This window comes from Flexistipes sp. (assembly GCF_036172515.1).
Classification (GTDB): Bacteria; Chrysiogenota; Deferribacteres; order Deferribacterales; family Flexistipitaceae; genus Flexistipes.
Window position 1 is genome coordinate 205500 of sequence record NZ_JAXKVW010000002.1, and the last position, 23958, is coordinate 229457.

Here is a 23958-nt window from a genome sequence, read left to right on the forward strand (position 1 = left end):
TCCTGCAGACTTAGCGCTTAGCACTTAGCACTTAAAGCTGTCCTGTTTATTTTCCACTTTGGAGTGTTATTGTAACAAGTGTAAAAGATCCTTCTTTTGATTTGATTTCCAATTTACCGTTTAAGTCATCAATAATACGTTTTACAATACTTAAACCCAAGCCGCTTCCTGCATATTTTTTCTTGATATTTTCCACTCTGTAAAAACGCTGAGTTATCTTCTGAATTTCGCCGCCTGGAATGCCTATCCCTGTATCATAAAAGGATAATATGATTTGCTTATCTTTTTCTTCTGCTGATATTTCAATGAGACCTTTTTCTTTGTTATATTTTATGCTGTTGCTGATCAGATTATTTACAACATAAGATAATGCTTGTGAGTCTGCATAAAAGTGAAAATTTTCAGGAATATTTATTCTAACTTCTAGATTTTTAAGGTTAATTTCTTCCTCAAAAAATTCCATTTTCTCTTTTATAAAGTCATAAAAGTATATCTCTTCATTCTGATACTCGTAACCGAAATGCTCAAGTTTGGTAATTGTTATCACCTGGTTAAAGAGCATGTTTAGTGTTTTTGAATTTCTTTTTATCACTTTAACAGCCTTTTCAAGCACCTCCTCATCATTTTTCATATTTGGGTCTAAGAGAATCTCCGTGTAGGAGAGTATTTTGGTCATAGGAGTTCTTACTTCATGAGCTACCGAGTCCAACACATCTGTTTTAAACTTGGTTGTTCTTCTCAGCTCCTGATTCTTTTTTCGCAGTTCTTCATTTAGTTTTACATATCCGGATACAGCATCTTTAAGACGGCTTTTGAGATTCTCTTCGCTTTTTGCCACCCTTTTGCACATTAGCTCAAAAGCATCCGAAAGCTCCTGTATTTCATCGTTTGTTTTTATATCGGTTTTTATATTGTAATTTTTATTGAATACGGAATGTGCAGCTACATTAAGCTTTTTCAGGTGTTTCAGTATCAGGTTATTCAGGAGTACGATAACGGCGAACATAATCCCCGTATAAATGATAAAACCAGAGATATAAAAAAGAAAATTGGTGGACTGCATTGCAGCTTCAATGTTTTTCAAAGGGACATATACCGATATTCCGCCCCGGAATTCCCCCACTTCATATCCCTGGTAGTAGTGGCACTTAAGACATGCTTTGTTTATATAAAGGGGAGCCATATACCTGTAAATTTTCTCTCCATTGTCATTCTCAATTATTTTTGCATATTCTTCAGCCCGACCCTCTTTAAAGGCCTGCATCGCCTTTTTTTCAAATTTATCGGGGGCATTTTCCGGATTTACCAGCTTGTCGCTTGTTATATGAAATCTGAAATCGGCCATTCTGTTGGCATATTGGGATAGCTCTTTAGTTGCCACTGCAGGCACTGGGTCTATACGTTTGTCGTTCTCAGCCACCCACTGCCTGGTGATAACAATCATCTTGAATAACGTTTTTGCTTGAATTTCTGCCTGTTCCATCAAGGTGTTGCGCTGATGGTTCCATATAAGCAGGGAAGCCGGAATGAGAATTATTAAAGTGATAAATGAAAGAAAAGTGATAATCTTACCGGTTAATTTCATGACTCAACTTTGTATCCTACACCTGAAACGGTTTTAATAAAACTGGGGTTCTTTGGATTGTCCTCTATCTTTTGCCTCAGATGCTGCACATGTACATCAAGGCTGCGTGAGAATTTGTACAAAACATCCTTGCCCCAAAGCTCTTTTATTATCTTATCTCTGCTCAGTGTTTGTCCTTTATTACGAATAAAATATAGCAGAAGTTCATATTCTTTCGGTGTCATATCAATATATTTGGAGTTTTTCTGTACATTTCGCTCATGTGTGTTAATTATCAGATTTTTATAATGTATCTCCCCGTTCTCATTTTCATCTTTTTCCCCTTCCGGACAACACCTGCGCATGATTGCCTTTATTCTGGCAACCAGTTCGATGTTTTCAAAAGGTTTTGTCAGGTAATCGTCAGCACCGTATTCAAAACATAATACCTTGTTTGTAGCGCTTTCTTTGGCGGAAAGAATCAGAATCGGTGTATTGTACTGCTTTCTGATTAGTTTACAAAGCTGCTCTCCGTCGATATCCGGTAAACCGAGATCCAGTATTACCAGCGAATAACTGTTGTTTTTTAAAAGCTCCAATCCTTCCAGACCTGAAGTGCTGGTAACAACTTTAAAATCCTCCATTTTGAGGAGTATTTTTACCAAATCAAGTATTTCAATGTCATCGTCTATTACAAGTATTCTGCATTTCATTTAACAATAATATCATACACATATCATAATTCAATAGAATTTAAATTTAATGTTTTTGATAAAGGGTCAAGGGCCGAGGATCAAGAGGAAAACAGGTTGAAATGGTTGAGGGAGTTGAGATGGTTGAAAAGCTTTATGTGCTCGGTGCAACGCTCGGTCAAGGTTCTACGTTCAATGTTCAACGTTTAGAACCCATGTTACCCTAACCACCTCAAATACCTTAACTACCAAGCACACAAAGCTTTAATACCTATAGTTATTAGAATCGTTAATTCCGAATGTTTCGCTTCAGATAACCAATGCAAAATCTTGTGTGCTCGGCTGGCGCCTTAACTACCTCCAACTACTTCTAACTACCCCAAAATTTAAACCTAAGCGTGTTTCTTTTTTTGTTGTCCGGACAGGAATCTATACATATCCCGCAGTTGTGACATAACGGATTGTTTCCTTCATTCATAGGATTTATTACCATTGGGCAGGATTTGATGCAGGATTTGCACATGCTGCACTCCGGCTGGATTTTTGTGACTTTCATGGCTTTTTTCCGGTCGATCAGGGATAAAAAAATCCCTGTGGGGCACAGCAGCCGGCACCAGAAAAAGTAAAAGAAAAAAAACTCCATAATCAGCAGAAAAAGTATAAATACAATTTCAAATGTAAAATAGTGAAACTTTACCAGAACAAGTGCCTGTGAGGATATTATGCCTGGAGCAGAAATAAGATTGAGTAAAGGGATCCCCGCTATCCCTGTGATAAACAAACCAATAAGCAGAAAAAGCAGTCGTATGCGGTTACTTCTGTTAACCAAGCTTTCTGAATATTCAGGCTTTATTGATTTGAGTTTTAATAAATTTCTTAATTTTTGCAGCATCTCGACCAAAAAATGGTAGGGGCAGAACCAGCTGCACCATACACGCCCGAAAAACATGGCAAGCAAAACCGGTATGATTACAGAAATCAACATTACTGTATTTATTGTCTCAGACGTAATTACAGACTGGAATACAGCCAACGGGTCAGCCATAGCTACATCACCGACATCAATAGAGTAAAAGGTTCCTTTTATGAAATAAATTTCAAGGATATTAAGCAGGGGAATCATAAATATTCCAATCATGACAACAAGCTGAACGATCCTTCTGTAAAATGAAATTTTCAACAGATAACCCTCTCCTAAAAAAGCTTAATACTAATACTTACTAAAACCCAAAACCAATAAACCAGTTCAACTTTCTCAACCTTCTCAATCCCAGCCTTCTATATTTTTTTGTATTTCAAAGTCATATTCAAAATCGGGCTCCGATCCGAAGGACGATATATTTTCTTTTCTCTCAATTGTTTTTTTATGTTTATTAATCGCTTTTTTGTCCATCTCTTCTGCAGGTTTTATGTTATATTTCCGGTAAAAGAATCCAGCTTCCTGTTTATTTATCATCCCTTCAGGAATAATGTTTATCGCTTTTTCCGGTTTAGTGGGGCATTTTTCCGTACATATGCCGCAGCCCACACACTTTTCCGTTGTGACAGGGAGAATAAATTTTTCCATTACTATTGCTTCATCCATAAGCGGGCAGGCGTTATAACATGTAGAACAGAGGAGTGCTTTGCCGCTGACTTTCCTTGTTTTTTCTTCTTTATAATAAATGTAATTATAGCATAGTTCCTGATCTATAACGGCTTTGCCCATTGTTACCTCTCTTTTGTCAGTAACGTCGGGATCAAGAGCCTTAGTGGGGCAGACTTCCGGACATTTCATACACAGATAACATGCTTTCTCCTCAGCAAATATATACGGTGTGCCGATCTGGAGTCTTTCATAAAGATCAGCACGCTTGATGGAATCGTACGGGCATACTTCTATGCATCGTGCACAGCGGATGCACAGCTCCATAAACCGTTTTTCTGGAACTGCCCCGGGCGGTCTCAGCCTGTTGATTTTGTAATAACCTTTAAAAGGGTTATTATTAAGTAAATTTCTTAAATCCTCCAGGATGCTCATAATTGCTTTTTATTCTTTTTACCAAAGCCTTTAAGGCTTATATTCCGTTTGTTTCCTTTTTCAATTTCTTCCACCTCTTCTTCAAAATGAAAATAATGATGTGCAATATTTATAATATTTTCATTACTGTTTAACGTTTTGCTCAGTTCTTCCAGCTCTTCATCACTTTCTGCTTCAATAGCCACAACAATATTTTGTTTATCTTCAGCAGAGGTATAAATTTCAACCTGAGGGTAGTTTTTTAAAAATTCTGTAACATCACTCAGTTTGTTTTCCTTTACGGTAATCAGGCTTCCCGAAAAGATCATTTTGCCTCCTGATATTGATTTAATTAAGGGCGGTATTATACCGCCCCTGTAAACTTTTATACTCCGGGAAACTCAGAGTCTATATTTTCAATGACAAATCTATCCGCAACATTCTTGGGACCGGATATACGCTCGATCTTAACGGCAGCTATTTTGAATTCCGGCTCTTTTGAGCCTTTATCCACAGCATCATTGCAGACAAAGTTTATCATCCTGTCAATATGTTGATCATGCCACGGTACAAAAAGAATTCCGGGCATCGAGTTTTCAACTATTACTGCAGGAAGGATGTTTGTGCCTCGTCTGCTAGTAACTTTTATCATATCACCACTGGTAATATTATATTTTTTTGCATCATCCGGGTGGATTTCAAGGTAACCGTTGGGGTGTGCTCTTGCTATTTCAGGCACTCTCATTGTCATGGTGCCTGTATGCCACTGTTCAATCACTCTTCCGGTTGTCAAATAGAAAGGATACTCTGCAGAAGGGCTTTCAGCAGGTCCTGCATAAGGTCTCAGGAAAATATTAGCTTTGCCTTCACCTTTTTTATCCATATAGAAATAAATTTTCTCATCCGAAGGGATATCCTTGTTAAACAATTTTTTGAATCCTTCGTGATTGAACATCGGGTCCATTCCACGCACATATCTTTTATAGGTGCCGGGATGATCAATGGAAGGGCAGGGCCACTGAAGACCGGCAGGTTCCTTTTTCAGCCTGTCGTATTTTGCCCCCCACAGGGTATGGTCTGTATCTTTGGTTACAGTAATATATTCGGTCCAGGCTTTTTCGTTTGCGACCATTGAATCATCATCGTTCCACGGGATAAGCTTTTCCAGCCCCATCCTTTTAGCCAGCTGGGCTGCAATCCATACATCAGGCTTTGCCTCTCCCGGAGGGTTCACGCATTTTTCTGTCAATTGACTTCTACGTTCGGAACATCCGTATACCCCGCCCTTTTCATAAATGAACGCTGCAGGCAAAACTACGTCTGCAAGCTGCGTAGTTCTTGTTGGAAAGATATCCAGTACCACCAAAAAGGCATCTTCCATCCCTTTTAGATAGTTATTCAGATTTGGCAGTGATTGAGCAGGATTTGTGGTGGATGTAAGCATCCCTTTGATCGGTTTATCCGGGTTGTTCTCTCCGCCTAAATTGTCAAACATCTTAATTGTGTGAAAACCAGGCTTCGGATCTATTGTACCCTCGGGTATTTTCCATGCTTTTTCCACGTAGCTGCGCCACATGTCACTGGCTACAGGCTTTGTGCCCGGCAACAAATGACACAAGGAGCCTGTTTCCCTGACACCGCCGCAGGCATTCGGCTGACCTGTTAAAGAAAATGAATCAGCTCCCGGTTTTGCTATGTTACCTGTTATCAGATGCAGATTATGTATAAGATTATTTGCCCACACACCTCTGATCCTCTGATTCAGCCCCATTGTCCACATTGTATAAGTTGCACCGCTGTTTGCGAACCATTCAGCAGCCTTTCTTATGTTTTCTGCCGGACAGCGGGTCAGTTTTTCCACTTTTTCAGGAGTGAACTGCTCGACAAAGTCAGCGTATTTCTTAAAGTCATAAGTGTTTTTTCCGTCGGTAATTCTGGCATTGTTTTTTACAAAATCTTCATTGTGCCAGTTGTTTTTTATAATTTCCCTTGCCATGCTGTGAAATACTGCTAAATCTGTGCCCGGATCCACCGGCAGCCATAAATCGGCAATTTTAGCCGTGTTTGTTTTCCTCGGCTCACAAACGATAACTTTTACATCAGGGTTGTTTAACTTATGCCTCATGACACGCCGGAATATGATTGGGTGGCATTCGCTGGTGTTGGATCCCACAAGAAAGATGCAGTTAGATTTTTCTATGTCGGCATAACTTCCCACAGGCTCATCAGAGCCGAATGTCGTAACATATCCGCCTACTGCACTGGCCATGCAAAGTCTTGGATTCCCTTCAACCATGTTACTTCTGAATCCTCCTTTCCAGAGCTTGTTAAACGTATAGCTCTCTTCTGTCATGCATTGGCCGGAGCCGTAATATGCCACTGCATCTTTACCGTATTTGTTCTGTAAATATTTAAACTTATCTGCAACATGATCCAGGGCTTTATCCCAGCTTACCCTTTCAAAGTTTCCGTCTTTCTGTCTGATCATAGGATATTTCAATCTGTCAGGGTGATACATTACTTTATAGGCAAGGAACCCTTTAACGCATAAAAATCCGAAGTTCGTTTTTGCATCCGGATTGCCTTTTATTGCTACCGCCTTGCCGTTTTTTACACCAACGTAAACGCCGCATCCTGTACCGCAGAATCTGCATGCACCTTTCACCCATCTGTCCACACTCTCCTGAGCATTGGCTTTTTGTGGAAAATTTATTCCTACTGAAGCAGCAGTAGCCGCTGCAGCACTTAACTTTATAAAATTCCGTCTGCTTACATTCATATTTCTACCTCCTAATAAAATTTAAATGTTATTTGTGAAATGTGAAACTGTGTTCCAGGTGACATGAACTGCAGCTTTTTTCAGGTTTAGGGTTATGTGAGTATTCTTCTGCATGGCACCCTCTGCAGGTTTCATTGGGTGTTGCTACAACAAAATTATCCTGGCTTCCGTGGCAAACCTGGCATTTTACCATTGCAAGGCCGTGCAGACTCTTCTCCCATTCTTTGTATAAATCGGGAGTCATTTCGCTGTGGCACTCACTGCAGTCTTTACTCCCCATATCAACAGGGTGTTCAGCCGCTTTTTTCATTTTAACATCAGAGCTTTTTCCTGAAACACTTTGACTGTTCATTGCACAGGCGGATATAAGCAAAGCTGTGCAAAATATTAATAGAACAGAAAAATAAAAATTTTTGGAATACATGTTCACCTCCAAGGTTTGTATTACTCAAATTTTATAGGCAATTTTGTTAAAGTGAGGTAAAAAGAAAAAAAAACGGGCAAATTTTGTAAATAAATATCTTAACATTTTTTACATTCCAATAACTTATTTTACCGAACATTAACAAGCAACTGAGTTATATTTTAATATCAAAACTTTTCGGAGGTGTATGTATGAGGAAGTTTTTATTCTTGTTTATTGTGGCGGCATTAACAATGCTGTTTGCCGGTACAGTATCCGCTATTACCATTAAAGGTGTGCAGGTGGATGCTGAAACGGCCAAGTGTATAAGCTGCCACGAAGACCAGGTTATTGCTCCCAAAGTTAATGAGCAGTGGTCTCACAGTGCTCACGCAAAAAACGGCATAGGCTGTCTTTCATGCCATATGGCTGAACAGAGCGATTTTGATGCAATGGATCACTACGGGCAGTATGTTGCCAAGCATCCGACTCCAAAAGACTGTTCAATGTGCCACCCACAGGAAGTTGAAGAAAACACCAAAAGTAAACACGCTTATCCTTTCTGGCTGTATGCATCTGCAGACAGGTCTGTTTTCGAACCTATTGTAGGAACCAAACAGGGATGCGAATCATGCCACAATATTTCAGCAATGTGGCCGGATGGAAGTGTAGGTGAGTGTGATGTATGTCACTCCAAGCACACTTTTGATGTTAAACAGGCAAGACATCCAAATACCTGCGGTGAATGCCACCTTGGACCTGATCATCCCCAGAGGGAAATTTACTATGAATCCAAGCACGGAAATATTTTCAGGGCAAATGAAGCACAGGTAAATCTTGACTATGATTCATCAGAAGTGGATGGAATTCCTCTTCCCTCACCTGTATGCACAACATGTCACATGGATGATGTTCCGGGAGTAAAAGGTACACACAATGTCAGTGCCAGATTGGCATGGGAATCACAGGCTCCATGGAGTTACAGAACTATTTGGTTTGAAGAGGAGCTGGGAACCTGGCAGGAAAAGAATGAGAGAATGAAGAGAGTTTGCAGGAACTGCCATGCTCCTGATTTTGTTGGAGACTATTTCATGATGTATGATCTTGTAAACCTTCAGTACAACGAAATCAGACGCCAGTTTGTTAAATGGGCAAAACTGTATGTAAAAGAAGGTCTGATCAAGCCCCTTAAAGAAACAACTGTTGACGGGCATACAAAAACATATTCCGGTACAGTTATTAATGCCAGCTGGTACACCAAAGCCAGTGAACTTCTTTACAATTCATGGCATCATGAAGGCAGAAGATTCAGAATGGGTGCGGCTATGCAGGCGCCTGATTATGTCCAGTGGCACGGTATCTGGGAACTTCAGCATAATCTTCAGGAAATGATAGCCTGGGGAGCTGAAAGAGGAGTTGAAGAAGCCAAAAAGATATACGAAAGCAACTCTCCCACAAAATTTTTCACCTATAAGATTTACGATGTCCCCGGTGGTTTGTATTCACTTGTGACACCGGAGCAGTTTGATGTGCCTATGCTTTATCAGGTAATACCCAATTATTGGGAAAAAGCAAAAGCAAATGTTAAAGCCGCTTATGAGCAGGGGCTTATTACTAAAGAAACCTGGGAAAGATGGCTTACAAGGTATGAAAACAAAGATAAATACCTCGGCAAAGATTATGCCGGTCATGATATTTTCCAGGCGTACCAAAAGAGAAAAGCAATGGAGCTTGCAGCTCCGGACGGACCTCTGCAAAATGTGATAGGTCTTGACCTTCCTTCACCGGCACCGTTTGCAGAAAAAGAGAAATAACATTTATCAGGGGGCGGAAAGCCGCCCCCGCTTTAAGATATTCATCTCGATTTTCACCTAAACCTTTTTGGGTGATTTTCCGGCTGAATATAAAAGATTAGGAGGAGATTTATGAAAAAAGTTTTTGGTGTTTTACTTGTGATTATTATGGCGGGAGTTTTATCAACAGTCAGTGCGGAGCAGAAAATTGCCCGTCTTGATGATGAGATTATAACAAAAACAACGTTAGAAAAGTATGTCGATAATTTTTTGGGTAAAGAATATGAAAAAATGCTTAATTCCGATACCGGTTTGAAAAAACTTGCGGATTTTTACATCAACAGACAGATTATACTGGAAAAGGCAAAGAAAACGATAAAACCTGAAAACGAACTGCTGAAGGGGCATATGCACGGTGAAAAGGAAAATAAGAGAACGGAAAATACCATGTATATTACCGCATTTTTAAAGCAGGAAATAAATGACAAACTTAACCTTACAAAAAAAGAGATGCAGCGTTATATGAAACAAAACAATATCGACTCAAAGAGGGAAGCTGAAATAAAATTAAGTAACGAAAAAAGAAAAAAGATGTTCGGTGAACTTATTGCGGGTTTGAGGGCGGAACACACGATAGAGTATTTCTAAAAAAATTTAATAATTCGGGAAATGGTTTTGAATACTGAGTCCTGAACGTTAAGAGTTAGGCAGAGGCAGAGGCAGAGGCAGAGGCAGAGTTAAAGGTAAAGGCGGTTTGTTTATCTGTTATTAAGTAGGTTTTCAAGATCTACAAATGTAAAACAGGTTTCTCTGAAAATACGTTTCATTAATATACGAAAAAAAACGGAAGTAGCTTCAGCGTCGTAAAGCGCCCTGTGCCTCTGATAAGGCCCTTTGATTTTTATGTTATACATTTCTGTGATATCATCCAGATTGTGTCTGGCTGCAGTTGGATTCATAATGCGGGAAAGTTTCAGTGTGTCCAGGACGAACCGGAAAGGGTTTGTGATACTGTAGTCTTTCATTTCATTTTTTAAAAAAGCGAAATCTTTCCGGGCGTTGTGCGCAACAATTATGCTGTCTTTTGCGAAATCAATAAAATTATAAAGTGCTATGCATATGTCCGGAGCATCGCTGACTTTCTCATTTGTAATCCCGTGAATTTTCGTGGAGGATTCTGGTATTGCTATTTCAGGATTTACCAGCGTGTGAAATTTGGGATGCTGGATTCTGAAACCGGGTGCTATTTTTACGGCTCCGATTTCAACAATTTTATCCCCCTCCTCAGGGTTAGTGCCGGTGGTTTCCAGATCAAAAACAACGTAGCTGAGTTTGTTGAGCGGTGTATCCAAAATTTCAACCGCCTTATTGTCCAAATGCTTCATAATATCCTTTTATATTTGAGTATTTTGATAAAAAATCCCCGGTTGTTTTATAATATCACTGTCTGCTTCATATTTGCATTTTTGGTTAAGGAAATAATTTTTGTCATACTACCATTTATCGGTGAAAAAGTGAATTAGGCAGAGGTAAGGGTTGAGAAAGTTGGATAGGTTGAAATTTTATAAAATTATGTGCTTTGTTGCATATTAAATATTTACTACCTCTACTACCCATAATACCTCAACTATTCCAACAGACTACCCCATCAGGCGTTGCCCATATAAATGCAAAAATTTTAGGAAGTTGTCCAAAAAGTTTTTTATTTTTCAACCTGACCTGATTTTAATATGCGGAATGCAGCCATTGCAGCTCCAAAACCGTTGTCTATATTTACCACAGTTATTCCGCCTGCGCAGCTTGAAAGCATCGACAACAAGGCACTGTATCCGCCTGCTGACACACCGTAACCCACTGAAGCAGGTACAGCCACCACAGGCTGGGCAAACATGCCGCCGATCACTGTGGGAAGTGCTCCTTCCATCCCGGCGATCACTATCAATACATTTGATTCGGCAATTTCCTTTTTGAAGTGAAATATTCTGTGGATCCCCGCTACACCTATATCTATAAATTTTTCACAGTTTACACCGAGACAGTTCAATATCTCTCCCGTTTCGTGCGCCACTTTTGCATCGGAAGTTCCTGCCGTTATTATAGCCGCTTTGCCTTTTATTTTAGTCGGAACGGATGAAATATTTTTCATGATGCCTGCTTTGGGAATAAATTCGAATTCGGGATACCGTTTTTTTAAAATGTCCATTTTTCTATCATCCAGACCGGTACAGATAAAATCAAGTTTTTCCTGTTTGTATTTATCCGTTATCTTAGCTATCTGATCCACCGTTTTGGACATTCCGAAAATTATTTCATCAAAACCAAGCCTTTGCTTCCGGTGTCTATCGATGAAATAATCGTCCCCGATCATTTCATTCTTTTTTATAAGATTCAACGCCTCATCTGCAGATAATTCACCGGCTTCAATTTTGGTAAAAAGTTCTGCAATTTTATTTTCCATCTGTGTATCCTTTGCATATAAGATAAATTTCGAAAGAGTTTTTTCTTGTGGATTGAGGTCTGTAGATAGAAACCTTTTTGAATGACTTTTTCAGATTATCCACAAAATCTTTGGTATCTTCCCCGTCGAAAAGTTTAGCAACAAAATTACCGTTATTTTTTAAAACTTTTCTGCTGAAAGCATATATATTTTTGACAAGTTCGATACTTTTTGCATGATCGGCAAATTTCTGTCCGGAGGTATTGGGAGCCGCATCTGATGCCACAACATCATAAGAGCTGCTTATGCTAAGAATTTTCTCAAGAGTATCATCCTCAAAAAGATTTCCTTTAATGAATGTAAAATTATTACAGCTGATCCCTTCCACATCAAGTAGATCAACCCCGACAACCATTCCGCCCTTGTCGACGGTTTCAAGTAAAATTTGAGACCATCCGCCCGGGGCAGCACCGGCATCCAGGACATAATCATTTTTTGATATAATGTTGTGTTTGTCGTTGATTTCTTTCAGTTTATAAGCAGCTCTGGATTTGTAGCCTTCCTGTTTTGCCTTTTTATAAAACCTGTCCTTTCTTTTGTACATTACATCTTTTCCAGTGGAATGACATCGAAATGTTCCAGATGATATTTATCGTTCGGTTTGATTTCTATATCTATGCTGTACGTAAGCTCTATTTCGTCGATGCTTTCCTTTTCATAGTTTAGTATATTGTCAACCACTTCTGAATGGGCTTCCACAAAAATTCTCTTCTTGCTAAAATAGGGGGCAATTCTCCTGACTTCTCTAAGGATATCGTAACATGTTGTTACTTTTGATTTAACCAAACCTCTACCCTCACAATAGGGGCAGGCTTCACTCAATGTTTTTGTCAGGCTGTCCTGAACACGTTTCCTGGTTATTTCAAAAAGCCCGAGCGGGGAAATATTTACCACCGAGGCTTTTGCTCTGTCGCTTTTCAGTTCATTTTCCAGCGTCTGAAGAACTTTCTGCTTATGTTCTTCTTTTTCCATATCGATAAAATCAACTATGATGATGCCTCCGAGATTTCTCAAACGCAGCTGCAAAGCTATCTCTTTGGCTGCCTCCAGGTTTGTTTTCAGGACTGTTTCGTCAAAATTTCTCTTGCCCACATAACGACCCGTGTTTACGTCTATCACTGTAAGCGCTTCAGCCTGGTCAATAACGATATAACCGCCCGATTTTAACCATACCCTTCTGTCAAGCAGTCTGCTTATTTCAATTTCAATATTATAATAATCGAAAATCGGCATATCATTTTCATAAAGCTGCAAATCCACTTTTAAATCGGGCAGGTATTCGCGTATAAAGGATTTCATATTCATAAAAGTGGATTTATTGTCAATAATAATGGATTTTACATCATCCGTGGTCATATCCCTTAATATCCTGTAAACAAGATCCAGGTCTTCATATATCAGAGATGGAACTTTTCCCTGTTGTGAATGATTCTGTGTTTTCGACCAGATACGCATAAGATAATCCATATCCTGTCTTAACTCCTGTTCCTCGGAGCCTTCACTTACCGTTCTTGCAATCAGACCGATATTATCAGGCTTGATTGAGAGCAGTATATTTTTCAGCCGCTCCCTTTCCTCCTCGCTTTCAATCCTTCTGGATACCCCGATATGATCGTAAGTGGGCATCAGTACAAGGTATCTTCCCGGTATTGTCAGGTGGGTGGTTATACGGGCACCTTTTTGTCCGATGGGTTCTTTTGCCACCTGAACAACTATTTCCTGTTCTTCCTGGAGAAGCTCTTCTATAGGAACAAAAACTTTTTCCTTTATGCCTCCGTTTTCATCCACATCCACTTCATCATCTATCTCATTGGCAACCCTGTCTTCCATTAGTGAAAAATGATCCATGTCGCTTATATACACATCTGCCACATGCAGAAAAGCCGCTTTGTTCAGTCCGATATCCACAAAAGCAGACTGCATACCGGGCAGAACTTTTACAACTTTCCCTCTGTATATGTTGCCTGCAACGCCTTTGTTTTTAGTTCTTTCTATGTAGATTTCAGATACGCTGCCGTTATCCAGGACAGCGATGCGTGCCTCGTTTACTGTCGAATTTATTATTATGTCTTTTGCCAAAATTTACCCCTTAATCTTTTTGATCACATCCTTGGCTATGCCCTTCAATGTGTCAAAAACGCCCTTTCCCTGAATGGCGATAGCTTCGTAAGACTTTATATTTCTGTAATTAAGTGCTTTCTCCAGTTCATTTACAGGGACAATATCCGCAAGATCTCTTTTATTATATTGCAGTGCCAGCGGCATCTTATCCAGGTTGTAGCCGTGCTCCTGGAGGTTATCACGGAGGTTTTCAAAACTGTCCATGTTTGCATCCATTCTGTCAACCTGCGAATCTGCCACAAAAACAACACCGTCTGCACCTTTGAGAATCAGCTTTCTGCTGGCATTGTAAAATACCTGACCAGGAACGGTGTAAAGATGAAAACGCACTTTAAATCCTTTGATTTCTCCCAGTTTGAGGGGCATGAAATCAAAGAAGAGTGTCCTCTCTGTTTCGGTGGCAAGAGAAATCATCTTCCCCTTATTTTTTTCATCCGTTTTATTGTAGATGTATTGTAAATTTGTGGTTTTGCCGCATAAACCCGGACCGTAATATACGATTTTACAGTTAAGTTCTTTGGTGGAATAGTTAATAAATGACAATGTGCACCCCTTTATTGCTCAGATTCTTTTGGGTCGAACAGGCCCTCTATTTCATCATCGGTTATATCTCCAAAAATATTTTTTGGATCATTGTCAGTATCTTGGAAAGAAGATCTCAGAAATTCCTCTATTTTCGTTATAAATTTCTTTACCCGCAGTCTTATAAGACCCAGTGATGTTGATTCATCGAAGATAACAACAAGAATTATAACATTAAAAATCAAGCTTATGTGTACGTGCTCATTCTCACCTTCGTGGAAAAGAAGAGAGAATTCTTTTTCCCCGAGAAGTTTTGCCAGACCATCGGTAGCAGCTACATTGCCCGCCACTAGTGCTGCAATTGAAGTAGTATCATACTCGGACACCGACGTAGAAGTTGCAACAGGCTGCCCGTTTTTGTCCACAAGGAAGGCGGCTGTTGCACCTGACTCATTTTTCAGCAGCTCAACTTCTTTTTCCAGTCTTTTTATGATTTTCTCATTATAGATCCATGAACTATCGCTCATAATATAATCCTTAGTCAATAAATATATACATCCAAGAGATTTGAACAATTATTTTCATTAACCGGCAGACGGTCAGATGAAAATATTAAACAACTCCCTTCATATTAATATTTTTAATACATTTCCCTTCTGTTCTCAATAGCTTTTAATATGGTGATATCATCAGAAAACTCCAGCAGTCCGCCGGTGGGGACACCGCTGGCTATCCTTGTCATTTTAACATCGAAGTCTTTTAGCAGTTTATACACATAAGTTGCGGTGGTTTCTCCTTCAATATCAGGGTTTGTGGCAATGATAACTTCATCAACCTTGTTTTCACAAGCAAGGTCGATAAGTCTCTGAAGATTCAGCTCATCAGGACCTATCCCGTCCAGCGGTGCAATCTTGCCGCCAAGGACATGGTACACACCTTTATACCTTCCGCTGGATTCGATAATAAATATATCTTTGGGCTCCTCCACAACACAGACTACTCTTTTATCCCTGTATGAGTCTGCGCAGATACTGCATAATTCACCATCGGACAATCCTCCGCACTCTTTGCAGAACTTTATATTCTGTTTCAAATCGACAATGCTGTCTGCAAGCTCTTTGACATCCCTCTCATTCATTTTCATGATATACATGGCAAGTCTCAGTGCTGTTTTTCGTCCGATGCCGGGCAGCTTGCCCAATTCGAAAACGCATTTGTCAAAACTCTTGATTTTTAGCATTTTTTAAAACATGCCGGGGATATTCATCCCCATTCCTCCGGTTATTTCTGACATTCTCTCCTGCACCATATCATGAGCCTTTTTCATCCCCTCATTAACAGCGGCAATGATAAGGTCGGAAAGCATGTCCTTATCCTCTGGGTTTATCACGTCATCTTCAATGTTGATTTCAATAAGCTCCTGTCTGCCGTTAACCTTTACAGTAACCATGCCGCCGCCTGCTGATGCCTCTACAACTTCCTTGGCAGCTTCTTCCTGGACTTCTTCCATTTTCTTCTGCATTTTTTGTGCCTGTTTCATCATTTGCTGAATGTTCATTTTGTATTCCTCCTGAAATTTTACATAATATTTGTTCAATTCTATTTTGTCCAATCTCGTCATTAAACGTAGGTACGATTTAATTTTAAAATATAAAATTTAATCTATTTGTTAGCTTTGTAAACTTTTATATTCGTTATTTTGCCGTTAAATTCATTTTTAATTTTACTTATCATCTCATTTTTATTTATTTCTTCTTTGGTTTTTTTCTCGTGATAAGTCTCAAGTTCCTCTTTTTTCTCACTCAGGCCTTTTTTTTTACTGCCGTTTTCAAGTACGATAGACAGTTTTCTGTCATCACCGAAAAAATTCCTGACAACGTTTGTTATTATATCCATATGCTCTTTCTTGTTCACAATGTCGTAATGAAAACGCTTTGCCTCACTAAAGCCCACTTTAAAGTTATTGCTGTCTGAAGTTATGATATAACCGTGGCTAAGGTTTGCCGAAGTTGAAGGATTATATTTGCTTATTTGATCAAGCAGCTTATCCCACATCTTATCCGTGTCGTTTAAATCTATCTTGCTGTCAGTGCTTTTACCGTAAGTGTCAGAAGTTTTTGCGGCAGTTTTGTTTTCCGGTATCGGGGCTGATTTGGAAGCAGCTGCAGAGGCATCTATAATTTTCGATATATTTGCAGCCTTGTACAGACCGAATTCGAAAACATATTGCTGCATATCATAAAACTTTAAGTCCTGCAGCAGTTTCTGAAAAAGCTGAAACAGGACAAAAGCCCGATTTTCATCAATCTTTTCCATGATTTTTGTAAAATATTTGATTTCTTCCGAGGTGAGTTCTTTCTCGGGGAAATATCCCGTGGCTTTGGCAAACATAATATGTTTCAAATATTCTATAATGGTTTTCGTAATAAAGATGTAGTCCAGTCCTTTCAGGTTAATTTCTTCCGTGTGTTTGACTACAGCTGTAATATCCTCGTTCAGCACCAGTTCAAACAGCCGGTTTATAATAGTATAATCCGAAAGACCAAGAAGATAGGAGGTGTCCTGGATGTTAACAGTACCTCCGGAATAGGCGACAATTTGATCCACCAATGAGAGGGCATCCCTCATGCAACCTTCTGAATTGCGCATGATAACACTTACAGCGTCCTTGTCGTGCTCTATTTCTTCCTTCTGCAGTACTCCGCTTAGGTAGTCATACATGAAGTCCGCAGGTATTTTCTTGAAATCGTAACGCTGGCACCTTGACAGTATTGTTGGCGGGATTCTGTGTGCATCAGTTGTTGCCATTATAAAAATTACATGCTCGGGGGGCTCTTCCAGTGTTTTCAGAAGTGCGTTGAAAGCCGGCTCAGTGAGCATATGTACTTCGTCGATAATATATATTTTGTAATTACATTTGGCTGGTATGAATCGAACGGACTCTCTGAGTTGTCTTATCTCATCTATGCCCCTGTTGGATGCTCCGTCGATCTCCATGACGTCCATAGATGAACCGTCTGTTATTTCTTCACATATTTCACAAGTGTTGCATGGGTTTACACCATCGGGAGTTTTGCAGTTAACGGCTTTTGCAAAAATACGAGCCGTACTTGTTTTGCCGACACCCCTAGGACCGGTAAAAAGATATGCGTGCGATATTCTTCCCAGTTCGATTGCATTGCTGAGTGTTTTTACCACAAAGTCCTGTCCGACTATTTCATGAAAATTCTGTGGTCTGTATTTTCTTGCTAAAGCCAAATACGCCATCTGATTTATTCCTTTAAATTAGCTGATATGTTTCATTTTCGGGCTAATTACCCGGTTTGATGCGTTCCACATATTTACCAGTCTTAGTCTGGGGTTAGCATATAAAAAATTACACATTTGTAAGATTTATTTATGTAAGTTAATTTAGTTTAACAGAATAATCAATCATATTTTAGTATCTTTTGCAATAACGAAACGTTTTAGAAACCTCCCCAAGTTTTTGTAATTATGCTATTTACAATACTTTATCTTAATATCGGGTTTTTCACGTATAAAGATATCCCAATATTAAGCACAGTTGTATATTTATTCGTTATGTCGTTACATATGGCAGAGATCTCTCCCTTCGTTCGGAATAATGCCTGCGAATAGCACCAGTCTTTTAGACTGGTAAATATGTTTACATTCTATTTATCCGCCCAAGGCGGATGCTAGACAGCATTTTGTCATCCCCAGCGAAGCCGAGGGATATCTATCTATATACAGTGCTGCTGATTTAGCGGGAAGAAAAGGATAAATAAAAAATATCTTTATTTTTATTAAATCAAAAAATGCTTGAAAAATAAGAGATATCCGAGTAAGTTGGAATACATTTATTTATTTAATTCAGCAGGTGGATGATGAAAAATAAAAAAGATAAAGTGGAAGCCGTTGAAGTCAAGTGTGTTAAGTGCGGCAGGACACAGATTATCTATATCCCCAGAGAAGATATTCCCAAATGTCCCGAATGCAAAGTAAATATGATAATTAATGAGCTTTTGGACGAAGGTAAGTCCTATTAATAAAATTTTGTGGAGGATAGCATGAGAAAAGTATTACTAAGTATTGCTCTGGTTTTTTTGATGGCATTTTCTGTATTTGCCAATTCCAATGAACTTTGGGAACAGTCAACACTTAACAAGGTTATGAAACGGGGTGTTCTTCGTGTGGGAATGGAAGCGGGTTACATGCCTTTTGAAATCAAAAACAAGCAGGGTGAGATAATCGGATTTGATGTTGATATTGCAAAGCTTATGGCAAAAGAGATGGGTGTGAAACTTGAGCTTGTAAATACGGCCTGGGATGGAATTATTCCGGCACTTCTCACCAAAAAATTTGATATCATTATGTCCGGTATGACTATTACGCCCCAGAGAAATCTGCAGATTAACTTTGCCGATCCGGTTGTTGTTGTCGGTCAGACTATTCTCATTAGAAAAGAGCTGGCTGATGAGGTGGACAGTTACAGAGATCTGAATGATCCCAAATATACAATAGCTACAAAACTGGGCGTTACAGCAGATTTCGCCACAAAAAAGTATATGCCGAAAGCTAAGCTGAGACTTTTTGAAACAGAGCCCGAGGCTGCAATGGAAGTAATAAACGGTAAAGCCGATGCATTTGTTTACGACCTTCCTTACTGTTCGATTTTCTATTCTCAGTATAAAGATCAACTTGTTTTTCTTGATGAGCCTTTCACATATGAGCCGCTTGCCTGGGCTGTAAGAAAGGGTGATCCGGATTTTATTAACTGGCTTAATAATTTCCTTGCCCAGATCAAAGGTGACGGAAGATATGATATGATTTATCAGAAATGGTTTGAAAGCGACGCCTGGTTAGAGCAGGTTCAGTAGGTTTAAGGACTTTAAGTAAATGCAGGGTAAAAAATACAATCTGTTCTGGAATTTTATTTTTGTACTGATCATCGTTTCCGTCTGTTTCGGAGTTTATTATGCATCCAAAAGGGTGGATTACATCTGGCGTTGGGAACGGTTGTTGCAGTATTTTGTTTATGAAGATGTCACCAATATAAGAACTCCGGTGGCTGGTAATGTTAAAGTAACTGATGGGAAAATAAAAGTAATCCCCATGCAGGCAGGAGAACCGTACACTGTAAAAAAGTTTGAGACGAAGCAGGTGAGTGATGGTGACCTGGTCTTCGAAGGGGATATATTAGCTTCAAATTCAAGAACAAGGGCCGGTCCGCTGTTGACCGGTCTTTATATGACCATAAAGCTTTCCATTGTGGCAATATTTTTTGCCATAATTATCGGTGTACTTACAGGTATTGCAAGAATATCCAGTAATCCTGCTCTAAAAAAGCTGGCAGTCACCTATATTGAACTGATAAGGGGTACCCCCCTTCTTGTTCAGATTTTCATTTTTTACTTTTTTATAGGTACTGTACTTCATCTTAACCGTTTTACGTCGGGTACTGCAGCACTTGCTGTTTTTACAGGAGCTTACATTGCTGAGATTGTAAGAGCCGGCATTCAGTCCATACCCAAAGGGCAGATGGAGGCTTCCAGGAGTCTCGGCATGAATTATTTCCAGGCAATGAGACACATAATTATGCCTCAGGCTTTAAAAAGGACACTGCCGCCTATGGCAGGACAGTTTATTTCGCTTATAAAGGACTCTTCGCTGGTTTCGGTAATTTCAATAACGGATCTTACCAAATCAGGAAGGGAGATTGTCACATCAACCTTTTCACCTTTTGAGGTATGGTTTAGTGTTGCTCTTTTATACCTGGTATTAACGTCATCGCTGTCGTTTTTTGTTCAAATTTTGGAAAGGAGATTATCAGAGAGTGATTGATAGCAAAAAGATTATTATAGCCAAAGATGTTGTAAAAACATTTCGCAATGGTGTCAAAGCGCTTAAAAAAGTTTCAATGGATGTAAGCTACGGAGAGGTTGTTGTCGTTATCGGTCCCAGCGGCTCAGGTAAATCAACGCTCCTTCGGACGCTGAATTTTCTGGAGCCTATTAATGAAGGGGAAATTATTATCGACGGTATTTCCCTGACAGATCCGAAAACCAATATCAATAAGGTCAGGGAAGAGGTGGGGATGGTTTTCCAGCAGTTTAATCTGTTCCCGCATATGAATGCATTGGAAAATATTACAATAGCTCCCACAACGGTAAGAAAAGTCTCAAAATCCGAAGCCGACAAGACAGCAATCCAGCTGCTTGAAAAAGTCGGGCTTGCAGACAGGGCAACGAGTTTTCCATCCCAGCTTTCAGGTGGACAGCAGCAGAGGGTGGCCATAGCCCGGGCATTGGCAATGAAGCCTAAGATTATGCTTTTTGATGAGCCTACAAGTGCCCTGGATCCTGAGATGATTGGTGAGGTGCTTGAGGTAATGAAAACACTTGCCAAAGAAGGTATGACTATGGTAGTTGTAACTCATGAAATGGGTTTTGCAAGAGAGGTTGCCGACAGAGTAATTTTTATGGATGAGGGTGAGATAATAGAGACGAACACACCTATAGAACTTTTTAAAAACCCGGATAATGAGCGGCTTCAAAAATTCTTAAGTCAGATACTTTGATATGTTATTCAATAAAAAATATAATGTAACAATAAAAAACAGAAATATTACACTGGAAGCAAAGTCCGGTACCAATCTTTATAAACTTTTGAAAGAAAATGATATTCCCATATCTTCCCTTTGTAACGGAAACGGTCAGTGCGGCAAATGCAAGGTGAAAATATCATCTCCGGCCGGAGGGGAAATCAATAAACCCACCAAAAAGGACCGTCTGATTTTAGCGCTGATGAATCTGGAAAACGGCTACAGGCTTGCCTGTGAATATATCATCAGATCAGATATTGTTGTGGATACCGAAGAGTGGAATGTTTCTTCCGGCAAAGATCCGGATATACTTGGAGTAAAAAAGAAAAATAAAGATGCGGCTGAAGAGGAACAAAAACCTGCTGAGGAAATCAAAGTGAAAGATGAAGAGCCAGGCCCGGAGGAAGATTTTGAAAGCGTGGAATCTTCCGAATCCCAAAATCAATCTGAGTATAAGGCAGATTATGAGCCTGAGGTTAAAGAAGGTGAAGAGGGGGGAGTTTCGGTTGAAGAGGATGAAGATCAGACTTACGGTGTCAGGGATGGCTTGCTTCTTATCCAATATCCCGGCGGTGTGAAATATTATGTGTATGCAGCAGGGATAAACAATATCGCATCCGAAGGTCTGGTTAAAATAAGTGAGCCGCTTACCGATATTCTTGACAATAACATACTGTCTGACTTTATTCACGATAATATAGATATTCCCGATTTGGACAGAGTGATTATAATTCTGGACAAGGAATACTTTAACGGTGAAATATTTTTTAAGCTTGTCAACTACCATTCTTTTGAAATCGGAACACTAAAATGTGAAGTGTTGCAGCCCTACAATGACCCTAAAAATCTGCTGACATTTTTAAGGCTTCTTAATTCTGTTAATGGGCAGAATCTTCAGGTTGCGCTGGATAATCTGAGGTTTTCTTATTTTTTGAAAGACGGCATTTTTTACTTTTTAAATTCTGAGTACGTTTCCGATACTATAGATATAGACAGACTGCTCACCACAGGCAAAAATCCCATTATTGATATTGCAGACGATTTGACTCATGTAACAATGAAGGACGATTTAAAGGAACCGGATTCCATCGCTCTGCCCGCATTGCTGAAAACAATCAAAATTCTCATGAGAATAGGAGCAGTCAATAACAATTTTGTTCTAAAAGACAGAAATGAATTGGTGGATGAGCTAAAACTGGAGCATCTGGTCAAGTTTTCAAAGAGAAATGAAGGTAATATGTTTTATATCTACAGGAAGAAGGATGTTGAAATATTTCTGAGTCAGCAGATGCTTGACCAGCTGAGGGAGCTGAAAATATATCTGATGACACTGACTGATTTTGTTCAAAAAGAACTGGGCAATATCGAAAACATAATAATACAGAATCTTACCCACTATGATTATCTGGTGAACAATCTCTTCGATTTATCAATACTGCCCAAATATTATTCCAAAAAGACAAAATTTTATTCAGGGGATCCCACTATTCTGGCTTCCAAGTTTTTTACAGAGCAGGATGTTAAAACGTTCATTGAATCAAGAATAAGCGATATGAGAGAAATTGAGCTTTATAAAAATGAAGAGTTTAACAAAAGGTATGATAAAATAGAGCGCAAACTTACTTCTTAAGTATATCTGCCACTGCTTCCTTCAAATCCCTGGCTCTTACTGGTTTGTTCAGAAATGAAACCACGCCCATCTCTTTGGTCTTTTTGTATGTTTTGAATGTTCCGAATGCCGTGATAACAATAACCCTTGCTTCCGGGTCGAAATTTCTGAGTTTTTCTATAAAAGTCATGCCGTCCATTTCAGGCATACGCAGATCCGTGACAATTACCTGGTATTCTTTTCTTTCAGCCTTTTTGAGACCTTCAGCGCCGTTTTGGGCAACGTCCACATCATAGCCGTCAATTCTCAGAACTTCCGCATAGCCGAGTCTGGTGTGCTCCTCATCATCTACTACCAAAACGCTGTAATCGTTCATATCACTCATCCGGGTTACCTCTCACCGTCATATTTTATTATTTCACCGCTTTGATAGAGAGGGTATATCGTTGAGATAGCGGTCTTGTAAATCAGTTGCTGCCTGTCCTCATATGTCGTAAGAAGTGTATAATCATCAAAGCCCACAAGCAGACCTTTAACCTTTACACCGTTTCTCAGGAAAGCCGTTATCGGAGACTTGGATTTCCTTACCTCATTGAGAAATATATCCTGCATAGGCGGGCGCATGTGCTTGGGATGCTTTCCCTGGTGCATCTGATAGTATATTTTGCTGATATATTCTATATCTATAACATTTCTTGCAGCGGCTATTGTAGCCAAATCCTGTTTGTAAATATTTGTTTTGATATCGCAGTCATCTATAATTATATTGTACTGATCAAAACCGACGATTTTGCCTCTGAATCTCTCTTTGTTAGATAAAATAAAGAGTAAAGGCACATCACGGGTGCGCGCATTTTGCAAATAAACAAACTCAACCTGAGCGTATAAAGACATTTCCCCACCTATTAAATATCTCTATACTATAGACTTTTGTGTTTTTTGTCAACAAAATATCGTTATCAGCCGGATTGCGCCCTGTTGCCAACATTTAGATTGAAAATTCCGGCTGAAAAACTCTTTTATTTATTGACTTCATTATTATTTATTAGTATAAACTTCCTGTAAATTTCTTTCCTGCCGAGGTGGCGGAATTGGTAGACGCGCATGATTCAGGTTCATGTGGGCTTAACGCCTGTGGGGGTTCGAGTCCCCCCCTCGGCACCATTATTCTGGATACTCCTTAATATAAATTAATAAAAAATATTATTGAATTATGTTTCATTAATAATGTTATTTCCAATGGTGAAAAACGAAAATTGCAGTTTTGGTTTCGTCAACAGACGCTATAAAAAGAAGATGTCAAATATAACAATTAATAACAAGGAATTACAACAAATACACTATAAATTACGACCAATAAAAATCAATAACCACG

The 23958-nt window shown here is 39.3% G+C and carries 25 protein-coding genes and 1 tRNA gene; 8 read left to right on the forward strand and 18 right to left on the reverse strand.

All coding sequences use genetic code 11. The features are described 5' to 3' along the window. Positions 1–46: 46 nt before the first annotated feature. The 7 genes from UMU13_RS02640 to UMU13_RS02670 form a co-directional block, all read right to left on the reverse strand. Positions 47–1483, reverse strand: coding sequence for a c-type heme family protein (locus UMU13_RS02640; RefSeq protein ID WP_328217017.1), 1437 nt, complete (start codon positions 1481–1483; stop codon positions 47–49). Between the two features lie 98 nt (positions 1484–1581). Next, positions 1582–2277, reverse strand: a complete 696-nt coding sequence (locus UMU13_RS02645; protein WP_328217018.1) for a response regulator transcription factor — start codon at positions 2275–2277, stop codon at positions 1582–1584. A gap of 349 nt (positions 2278–2626) precedes the next feature. Next, positions 2627–3436 (reverse strand): 4Fe-4S binding protein, encoded by an 810-nt coding sequence (locus tag UMU13_RS02650; RefSeq protein WP_328217019.1) that lies wholly within the window; start codon positions 3434–3436, stop codon positions 2627–2629. Positions 3437–3520: 84 nt separating this feature from the next. Beyond that, positions 3521–4276, reverse strand: a complete 756-nt coding sequence (locus tag UMU13_RS02655) for a 4Fe-4S dicluster domain-containing protein (protein ID WP_328217020.1) — start codon at positions 4274–4276, stop codon at positions 3521–3523. After that, positions 4273–4584, reverse strand: coding sequence for a chaperone NapD (locus UMU13_RS02660; RefSeq protein WP_328217021.1), 312 nt, complete (start codon positions 4582–4584; stop codon positions 4273–4275). The genes UMU13_RS02655 and UMU13_RS02660 overlap by 4 nt, the downstream gene beginning before the upstream one ends. 56 nt (positions 4585–4640) lie before the next feature. Continuing rightward, positions 4641–7034 (reverse strand): molybdopterin oxidoreductase family protein, encoded by a 2394-nt coding sequence (locus UMU13_RS02665; RefSeq protein ID WP_328217022.1) that lies wholly within the window; start codon positions 7032–7034, stop codon positions 4641–4643. A gap of 28 nt (positions 7035–7062) precedes the next feature. After that, entirely contained in the window at positions 7063–7458 is a 396-nt protein-coding gene (locus tag UMU13_RS02670; protein WP_328217023.1) for a cytochrome c3 family protein, read from the reverse strand. 191 nt (positions 7459–7649) lie between these two features. Between UMU13_RS02670 and UMU13_RS02675 the strand changes: the two genes are divergently transcribed. Together UMU13_RS02675 and UMU13_RS02680 are read left to right on the forward strand one after the other, a co-directional pair. Further along, complete coding sequence (locus UMU13_RS02675) at positions 7650–9251, forward strand: multiheme c-type cytochrome (RefSeq protein ID WP_328217024.1); 1602 nt, start codon at positions 7650–7652, stop codon at positions 9249–9251. A gap of 111 nt (positions 9252–9362) precedes the next feature. Then, positions 9363–9878 carry a hypothetical protein gene (locus UMU13_RS02680; RefSeq protein ID WP_328217025.1) on the forward strand — a complete coding sequence of 172 codons (516 nt, stop codon included), beginning with the start codon at positions 9363–9365 and terminating at the stop codon, positions 9876–9878. Between the two features lie 110 nt (positions 9879–9988). On the opposite strand, the gene UMU13_RS02685 is transcribed toward UMU13_RS02680, so the two are convergent. The 9 genes from UMU13_RS02685 to dnaX form a co-directional block, all read right to left on the reverse strand. Continuing rightward, a complete protein-coding gene (locus UMU13_RS02685; RefSeq protein WP_328217026.1) occupies positions 9989–10615 on the reverse strand; it encodes a 3'-5' exonuclease in 627 nt (208 codons plus the stop codon). 317 nt (positions 10616–10932) lie between these two features. Then, entirely contained in the window at positions 10933–11688 is a 756-nt protein-coding gene (gene larB, locus UMU13_RS02690) for a nickel pincer cofactor biosynthesis protein LarB (RefSeq protein ID WP_328217027.1), read from the reverse strand. Beyond that, a complete protein-coding gene (locus UMU13_RS02695; protein ID WP_328217028.1) occupies positions 11678–12271 on the reverse strand; it encodes an RlmE family RNA methyltransferase in 594 nt (197 codons plus the stop codon). The genes larB and UMU13_RS02695 overlap by 11 nt, the downstream gene beginning before the upstream one ends. Next, complete coding sequence (locus UMU13_RS02700; RefSeq protein ID WP_328217029.1) at positions 12271–13806, reverse strand: Rne/Rng family ribonuclease; 1536 nt, start codon at positions 13804–13806, stop codon at positions 12271–12273. The genes UMU13_RS02695 and UMU13_RS02700 overlap by 1 nt, the downstream gene beginning before the upstream one ends. A gap of 3 nt (positions 13807–13809) precedes the next feature. Further along, complete coding sequence (locus UMU13_RS02705; protein WP_328217030.1) at positions 13810–14391, reverse strand: GTP-binding protein; 582 nt, start codon at positions 14389–14391, stop codon at positions 13810–13812. 11 nt (positions 14392–14402) lie between these two features. Next, positions 14403–14897 (reverse strand): roadblock/LC7 domain-containing protein, encoded by a 495-nt coding sequence (locus tag UMU13_RS02710; RefSeq protein WP_328217031.1) that lies wholly within the window; start codon positions 14895–14897, stop codon positions 14403–14405. Positions 14898–15010: 113 nt separating this feature from the next. Next, positions 15011–15610: a recombination mediator RecR gene (gene recR, locus UMU13_RS02715; protein ID WP_013885494.1), complete on the reverse strand. Its 600-nt coding sequence runs from the start codon at positions 15608–15610 to the stop codon at positions 15011–15013. A gap of 3 nt (positions 15611–15613) precedes the next feature. Next, entirely contained in the window at positions 15614–15991 is a 378-nt protein-coding gene (locus UMU13_RS02720; RefSeq protein ID WP_328217032.1) for a YbaB/EbfC family nucleoid-associated protein, read from the reverse strand. A 41-nt stretch (positions 15992–16032) separates the two neighbouring features. Beyond that, positions 16033–17637 carry a DNA polymerase III subunit gamma/tau gene (dnaX, locus tag UMU13_RS02725; RefSeq protein WP_328217033.1) on the reverse strand — a complete coding sequence of 535 codons (1605 nt, stop codon included), beginning with the start codon at positions 17635–17637 and terminating at the stop codon, positions 16033–16035. A 620-nt stretch (positions 17638–18257) separates the two neighbouring features. Between dnaX and UMU13_RS02730 the strand changes: the two genes are divergently transcribed. Genes UMU13_RS02730 through UMU13_RS02750 form a run of 5 tightly spaced genes read left to right on the forward strand, consistent with a single transcriptional unit; the run spans position 18258 to position 22604 of the window. Then, complete coding sequence (locus UMU13_RS02730; RefSeq protein ID WP_013885499.1) at positions 18258–18419, forward strand: hypothetical protein; 162 nt, start codon at positions 18258–18260, stop codon at positions 18417–18419. A 21-nt stretch (positions 18420–18440) separates the two neighbouring features. Next, the gene (locus UMU13_RS02735; protein ID WP_328217034.1) at positions 18441–19250 is read left to right on the forward strand and encodes a transporter substrate-binding domain-containing protein; all 810 of its coding nucleotides are present in this window, start codon (positions 18441–18443) and stop codon (positions 19248–19250) included. Between the two features lie 19 nt (positions 19251–19269). After that, positions 19270–20214: an amino acid ABC transporter permease gene (locus tag UMU13_RS02740; RefSeq protein WP_328217035.1), complete on the forward strand. Its 945-nt coding sequence runs from the start codon at positions 19270–19272 to the stop codon at positions 20212–20214. Next, positions 20207–20950 carry an amino acid ABC transporter ATP-binding protein gene (locus UMU13_RS02745; protein WP_328217036.1) on the forward strand — a complete coding sequence of 248 codons (744 nt, stop codon included), beginning with the start codon at positions 20207–20209 and terminating at the stop codon, positions 20948–20950. Before UMU13_RS02740 ends, UMU13_RS02745 begins: the two co-directional genes overlap by 8 nt. Before the next feature lies 1 nt (position 20951). Beyond that, positions 20952–22604: a 2Fe-2S iron-sulfur cluster binding domain-containing protein gene (locus UMU13_RS02750; RefSeq protein ID WP_328217038.1), complete on the forward strand. Its 1653-nt coding sequence runs from the start codon at positions 20952–20954 to the stop codon at positions 22602–22604. On the opposite strand, the gene UMU13_RS02755 is transcribed toward UMU13_RS02750, so the two are convergent. Next, a complete protein-coding gene (locus UMU13_RS02755) occupies positions 22594–22959 on the reverse strand; it encodes a response regulator (RefSeq protein WP_328217039.1) in 366 nt (121 codons plus the stop codon). The two genes, UMU13_RS02750 and UMU13_RS02755, sit on opposite strands and share 11 nt — an antisense overlap. A gap of 14 nt (positions 22960–22973) precedes the next feature. After that, positions 22974–23477 (reverse strand): RNA chaperone Hfq, encoded by a 504-nt coding sequence (gene hfq, locus UMU13_RS11780; RefSeq protein ID WP_442902124.1) that lies wholly within the window; start codon positions 23475–23477, stop codon positions 22974–22976. A gap of 182 nt (positions 23478–23659) precedes the next feature. On the opposite strand from hfq, the gene UMU13_RS02770 reads away from it, so the two are divergent. Then, positions 23660–23747: transfer RNA gene (locus tag UMU13_RS02770), tRNA-Leu, on the forward strand. Positions 23748–23958: the final 211 nt, after the last annotated feature.

What these genes read in the sequence shown, in the direction of transcription:
- UMU13_RS02685 (WP_328217026.1), bottom strand. Translation starts at nt 10,615, where the DNA reads ATGAAGCATTTGGACAATAAGGCGGTTGAAATTTTGGATACACCGCTC.
- UMU13_RS02755 (WP_328217039.1), bottom strand. Translation starts at nt 22,959, where the DNA reads ATGAACGATTACAGCGTTTTGGTAGTAGATGATGAGGAGCACACCAGA.
- UMU13_RS02750 (WP_328217038.1), top strand. Translation starts at nt 20,952, where the DNA reads ATGTTATTCAATAAAAAATATAATGTAACAATAAAAAACAGAAATATT.
- UMU13_RS02655 (WP_328217020.1), bottom strand. Translation starts at nt 4,276, where the DNA reads ATGAGCATCCTGGAGGATTTAAGAAATTTACTTAATAATAACCCTTTT.
- UMU13_RS02665 (WP_328217022.1), bottom strand. Translation starts at nt 7,034, where the DNA reads ATGAATGTAAGCAGACGGAATTTTATAAAGTTAAGTGCTGCAGCGGCT.
- UMU13_RS02735 (WP_328217034.1), top strand. Translation starts at nt 18,441, where the DNA reads ATGAGAAAAGTATTACTAAGTATTGCTCTGGTTTTTTTGATGGCATTT.
- UMU13_RS02640 (WP_328217017.1), bottom strand. Translation starts at nt 1,483, where the DNA reads ATGGAACAGGCAGAAATTCAAGCAAAAACGTTATTCAAGATGATTGTT.
- UMU13_RS02670 (WP_328217023.1), bottom strand. Translation starts at nt 7,458, where the DNA reads ATGTATTCCAAAAATTTTTATTTTTCTGTTCTATTAATATTTTGCACA.
- UMU13_RS02695 (WP_328217028.1), bottom strand. Translation starts at nt 12,271, where the DNA reads ATGTACAAAAGAAAGGACAGGTTTTATAAAAAGGCAAAACAGGAAGGC.
- UMU13_RS02645 (WP_328217018.1), bottom strand. Translation starts at nt 2,277, where the DNA reads ATGAAATGCAGAATACTTGTAATAGACGATGACATTGAAATACTTGAT.
- UMU13_RS02730 (WP_013885499.1), top strand. Translation starts at nt 18,258, where the DNA reads ATGAAAAATAAAAAAGATAAAGTGGAAGCCGTTGAAGTCAAGTGTGTT.
- UMU13_RS02710 (WP_328217031.1), bottom strand. Translation starts at nt 14,897, where the DNA reads ATGAGCGATAGTTCATGGATCTATAATGAGAAAATCATAAAAAGACTG.
- UMU13_RS02660 (WP_328217021.1), bottom strand. Translation starts at nt 4,584, where the DNA reads ATGATCTTTTCGGGAAGCCTGATTACCGTAAAGGAAAACAAACTGAGT.
- hfq (WP_442902124.1), bottom strand. Translation starts at nt 23,477, where the DNA reads ATGTCTTTATACGCTCAGGTTGAGTTTGTTTATTTGCAAAATGCGCGC.
- UMU13_RS02675 (WP_328217024.1), top strand. Translation starts at nt 7,650, where the DNA reads ATGAGGAAGTTTTTATTCTTGTTTATTGTGGCGGCATTAACAATGCTG.
- recR (WP_013885494.1), bottom strand. Translation starts at nt 15,610, where the DNA reads ATGCTAAAAATCAAGAGTTTTGACAAATGCGTTTTCGAATTGGGCAAG.
- dnaX (WP_328217033.1), bottom strand. Translation starts at nt 17,637, where the DNA reads ATGGCGTATTTGGCTTTAGCAAGAAAATACAGACCACAGAATTTTCAT.
- larB (WP_328217027.1), bottom strand. Translation starts at nt 11,688, where the DNA reads ATGGAAAATAAAATTGCAGAACTTTTTACCAAAATTGAAGCCGGTGAA.
- UMU13_RS02740 (WP_328217035.1), top strand. Translation starts at nt 19,270, where the DNA reads ATGCAGGGTAAAAAATACAATCTGTTCTGGAATTTTATTTTTGTACTG.
- UMU13_RS02720 (WP_328217032.1), bottom strand. Translation starts at nt 15,991, where the DNA reads ATGACGAGATTGGACAAAATAGAATTGAACAAATATTATGTAAAATTT.
- UMU13_RS02680 (WP_328217025.1), top strand. Translation starts at nt 9,363, where the DNA reads ATGAAAAAAGTTTTTGGTGTTTTACTTGTGATTATTATGGCGGGAGTT.